Genomic DNA, 4,593 nt, shown 5'->3' on the forward strand with positions numbered 1-4,593 from the left:
TTCCAGAAGAAACCGTCCTGAGTCAGCGCCATTAACCCGCACTGCTGCTCGATCGCCTGGCAGACTTGGTGCGGGTCCTGACCCGGCATGGCCTTCGCAAGGACGTAGTTCATCAGGTTGCGATTGGTGGGAAAAAATCGTTCCACTTCAGTGAACCGCGAGTAAAGAATGGGAAGAGTCGTGAAGGGAGGCGATGCTTTGCAAATGCCCATCAGAACGACTCGTCGATCGTTGATGTGAAATTCCCGTCCCAACTGGAATGGTTCCCCAGGCCACATGTATTCGTAGCCCGCCTTGTCGATGAAGACGGCGTTGGCACGGTTCAGGTCACTCAGTTCCCCCAGGACCATTCGACGAGGTGATCCGACCATCGTCGCGTCGTCGACCCCGAGCAACATGACATTTCGGAAATTTCCATCTGGCAGGCGTGCGGTCGCACTGCTCTTGTGAAAGCGAACGGCCCATTCGACCCCCGGAACGCCGCGGACACGCTGCAAATCGTTATTCGGCAGGAATGGAGCTTCATCGATGTACCGGACTTTGCTGTCCATCACCCATAAGTCTGCATCGCGGACATCGATGATCTGGCTGGCAGACCGTTCGACGACCCCCATGAAAATGGAGACCTGCTGTGACATCAGCAACGTCGCGAACGTGATGCTGAGAATCAGGCTCAGGTACTTGCTTTTGTCGCCCGTCAGCATTCGTAGTGCGAGCCAGTTCATAAAGTACGTCTTCGAGGTGATCCCGGTTCAGTTTCGTTCTGCTATTGTAGTCAGGCAAAAATGCGTCGAATTTTGACGACGCGCCAAGAACGGGCGAAAAAAATTCAGTTGAGCCCCAGGGAGGCCTGTTCGGGTGCAAAAATCTCGGACAGGACTCGCTGACGGCTGACTTCGTAATTCCATTCCCCTGAAAGTGGTTTCCAGTCGAACCCGTCAAGCAGTGTATGGATTCCTTTCATCAGGACTTTAACCGGGTCTTGAATCTCAAACTCTTTCAACATTGGGCAGTAATGCAGTGCCGTCATGTGCGTCCCTAGCGCCATGGTGATGACCGAATAGACCAGTTCCCTCGAATCGACGGTCGGTCGCAGCTCGCCTGCATCCACGCCTGCCTGAACGATTCGCAGGACCGTTCCAAAACAGGCAGATTCCAGCCGATCGAGTGCTTCCCGACGTTCTGCGGATGCACGTTCCCGCAGATTGGCCAGCTTGATAATGAACTCAGAATGGTAGTGGTGTGGTTCGAGACGCGAGAAAATCTCATCCGCCACCCCGATAGCCGCCAGCCGCTCACGGGAACGTCCTACGAATTGTTCGGCCCTCAGGAACAGCTCAACACGCCGTTCCATGCTTTCGATGGCCAGTGCCGTGACAAGATCTTCCTTCGTTGAGAAGTGCTGATAGACCGTACCCTTCGAATACTCCGTCGCTTCTGCCAACTGGTCCATGCTCAGGCCCGCATAGCCCTGCTCGATCAACAGCTTACGGGCAACCTGCAGAAACAGTTGCTCTCGTTCTTTGATCTGACGTTGTTTGCGTGTCATGGTTCCCATGCGTCAATTATCGACGGATCGTCAAAAAATGTCAAACAGATTAATTCCGACAGGAAAGGAAATCTCTTTCATCTCGGGTGAGCAAACAGTCGACAGGTGTTGAAACGACAGTCGTCTTGACGAATGAATCCAGCGGCCTACAATTCGCATGAACCGTTCCCAGTTGGGGGCAACGAGCAGCAAGCAGCGCCTCGTTGAGCGGATTCCGTTACAAGTCAACTCATGGGATGATCATCATTGGCTGCGACGGCCCGAAAATCTCGTTTCGACTCCCTGCAGCAAGAGGTCTATCTAAACCTCTGGCGCACGTATGACAGGTTGAAGTCGCTGGAGGATGAGCTTTTCGCATCGCATGAACTCTCAGCGCAGCAGTACAACGCGCTCCGACTTCTGCAGGCCGTGCATCCCGCTTCGATGCCGACATCTGCCTTGGGAAATAAGCTGATTTCGCGGGCCCCCGATATGACTCGCCTGCTCGACCGCCTTGAGGCACGTGGGTTAATTCAACGCGAGCGGCGCGCTGACAACCGCCGCGTCGTCGAAGTCAGCATCACCGCTGGCGGGCTGCAACTCGTCGATGAACTTTCCACCGCCGTCAGCGAGTGTCATTCCCGGCAACTCGGTCATTTGTCAGAAGCTCAGTTAAAGCAACTGGTGGAACTTTTGTATGCAGCTCGCTTTCCACACGAAGTGGAAGGGAGCCACTGGTGTCGAGAAGCCTGATTCTTTCATCAATCCTCTCTTGTCCATAAATTTCCTTGTTTAGTGGAGCAACCGTAGCCATGGTGAATTCGACTGAGCCTCGCGTGATCGTGATTGGTGGCGGCCCCTCCGGCTCGACAGCAGCGACTTTGATCGCTCAGCGTGGTCACAAAGTTCGGCTGCTGGAGCGAGAGCAGTTTCCGCGGTTCCACATTGGTGAATCGCTGATTCCGCAAACGTATTGGGTCCTCAAACGACTCAATATGCTGGATAAAATGAAGAGTAGCGAGTTCATCCGAAAGTACAGCGTGCAGTTCGTCGGCGCCAGTGGTCGACTGTCGGAGCCTTTCTATTTTCTCGACCACAAGCCGCATGAGTCGTCCCAGACGTGGCAAGTCCGGCGTAGTGAGTTCGACCAGATGATGCTCCAGAACGCCGCCGACCACGGCGTCGATGTGCAGCAAGGTGTGCGAGTTCTCGAAGTCCTCTTCGAGGGCGAACGAGCCGTCGGTGTGCGCGTGAAAGACGAAGCCGGTGGCGAAGAGCGGATCGAGCGAGCTGACGTGATTGTGGATGCAAGCGGTCAAAGTTCGTTGATTATGGGTAAGCTCGGTCTGCGAGAATGGGATCAGGAACTGAAGAAGGCGGCCGTCTGGACGTATTGGGAAGGTGCTCAGCGAGACACGGGACGGGACGAGGGGGCGACGGTCGTACTGCAGGTTCAGGGAAAAACAGGATGGTTCTGGTACATCCCGCTGCATGACAACATCATCAGTGTCGGTGTCGTCGCTGACCATAACTACCTGTTTAAGAATCGCGATACCAAAGATTTCGAGGCCATCTATCACGCGGAAGTCGAAAAATGTCCGGCGGTGAAGCAACGAATCAGTCTTGGAAAGCGTGTCGCCCCTTATCGGGCTGCGAAGGAATATTCCTATCGCTCCCGCCGTGCCGCCGGAGATGGCTGGGTCCTCGTCGGCGATGCCTTCGGCTTCCTTGATCCGCTTTACTCTTCCGGTGTGCTCCTGGCACTGAAGTCAGGTGAACTCGCCGCTGATGCCGTTTGTGAGGGATTGGCCAAGGGGGATACGTCGGCGGCTCAACTGGGAGCCTGGGAACCCGATTATGTCCGAGGTATGCAGCGGATGCGATCACTGGTCAACGCTTACTACGCCGGTTTCAGCTTCGGCAGATTCGTTGCCAAACACCCTAATCGCAAGGGGGATATCACAGACCTGCTGATTGGTGATCTCTTTCGGCCAGAACTCGATGAGACCCTCGCACTCGTCGAAGAGGCTCTTAAGACGCCCGCCATGGCAGAGCATAAGTAATCGACGTTTCCAGTACTGCGACCCGAGAGTGCAGATGCATGGATGCCCTCTGGGAGTGCGAGAGCACGCATGACCGCGATCACGTTTCCCCTCGTCGAAGAGCTTTCTCCATCTACTGACGTGATGTCAGCAGTAGAGGCCCTTGCAGACTGGCCGAATCTGCTGCTGTTTGAAAGCGCTCTTCAACGGAGGGGGGTCGGTCGCTACACCTTCCTGATGGCGGATCCGATCACCCGCTGGGAGCTTGATCGTTCCCGCTACGGAATCGATCCTTTCGAACAAGTCCGCGCAGCGTGGAAGGAATTACCAACCGCGCGGGTTGCGGGCCTCCCCCCTTTTCAAGGGGGGATCGCCGGTCTGCTGGGGTATGAACTGGGGCAATCCTGGGAGCGAATTCCGACACCCACCTTCAACGAATTCAATCTGCCGGTCCTGGCGGTGGGACTTTATGACTGGGTGATCGCCTGGGATCATGAACAGCACAAAGTCTGGCTCGTCTCGCAGGGGTGGCCGGAGCGGGAGCCGGGCCGCCGTGCTTTTCGTGCCGCTGACCGGATACGCAATGTTCAGGCTGCACTGGCAGCAGGCCGCGCCCGCCCAGACGAGACATCCCCCGTTCCCCGGAAGCTCGAACTGGCGGAACAGTTTCCCCTTCCCTCCGTGCCGCATGTGTCGAGTACCTTCACGCGTGAGGGCTACCTGCGGGCGGTTGAGCGAGTGATCGAGTACATCCACGCGGGCGACATCTTCCAGGCGAACCTGTCGCAAAGGTTGCTGGCACCGGCACCGTGTGGGCCTGTGTCGCTCTATCGGCGGCTGCGGTCTGTCAATCCGGCACCCTTTGCCGGTTTGATGCTCTGGAATGACTGGGCCATCGTCAGCGCCTCCCCCGAACGATTTCTCTGGGTTCAGGATGGCGAGGTGGAAACGCGTCCGATTAAGGGAACTCGTCAAAGGAAACGGGGCCCCGAGGCCGATCTGTTTACTCGTGACGAGCTACGA

5 protein-coding genes are annotated in these 4,593 nt (G+C 56.3%); 3 read left to right on the top strand and 2 right to left on the bottom strand.

The genetic code is table 11. The features are described 5' to 3' along the window. Together VGE80_RS09015 and VGE80_RS09020 are read right to left on the bottom strand one after the other, a co-directional pair. The coding region (locus VGE80_RS09015; RefSeq protein WP_440592421.1) for an ABC transporter permease at positions 1–725 on the bottom strand (725 nt) is incomplete at its 3' end. 104 nt (positions 726–829) lie between these two features. After that, positions 830–1,549, bottom strand: coding sequence for a TetR/AcrR family transcriptional regulator (locus VGE80_RS09020; RefSeq protein WP_373652448.1), 720 nt, complete (start codon positions 1,547–1,549; stop codon positions 830–832). 246 nt (positions 1,550–1,795) lie between these two features. Between VGE80_RS09020 and VGE80_RS09025 the strand changes: the two genes are divergently transcribed. The 3 genes from VGE80_RS09025 to VGE80_RS09035 all read left to right on the top strand — a co-directional run. Beyond that, complete coding sequence (locus VGE80_RS09025) at positions 1,796–2,281, top strand: MarR family winged helix-turn-helix transcriptional regulator (RefSeq protein WP_373652447.1); 486 nt, start codon at positions 1,796–1,798, stop codon at positions 2,279–2,281. A gap of 59 nt (positions 2,282–2,340) precedes the next feature. After that, positions 2,341–3,591 (top strand): NAD(P)/FAD-dependent oxidoreductase, encoded by a 1,251-nt coding sequence (locus tag VGE80_RS09030; RefSeq protein WP_373652446.1) that lies wholly within the window; start codon positions 2,341–2,343, stop codon positions 3,589–3,591. Positions 3,592–3,660: 69 nt separating this feature from the next. Next, positions 3,661–4,593 (top strand): chorismate-binding protein (locus tag VGE80_RS09035; RefSeq protein WP_440592422.1); only part of this gene is annotated, 933 nt, incomplete at its 3' end.

This window comes from Schlesneria sp. (genome assembly GCF_036405755.1).
Taxonomy (GTDB): Bacteria; Planctomycetota; Planctomycetia; order Planctomycetales; family Planctomycetaceae; genus Schlesneria; species Schlesneria sphaerica.

What these genes read in the sequence shown, in the direction of transcription:
- VGE80_RS09030 (WP_373652446.1), top strand. Translation starts at nt 2,341, where the DNA reads ATGGTGAATTCGACTGAGCCTCGCGTGATCGTGATTGGTGGCGGCCCC.
- VGE80_RS09020 (WP_373652448.1), bottom strand. Translation starts at nt 1,549, where the DNA reads ATGACACGCAAACAACGTCAGATCAAAGAACGAGAGCAACTGTTTCTG.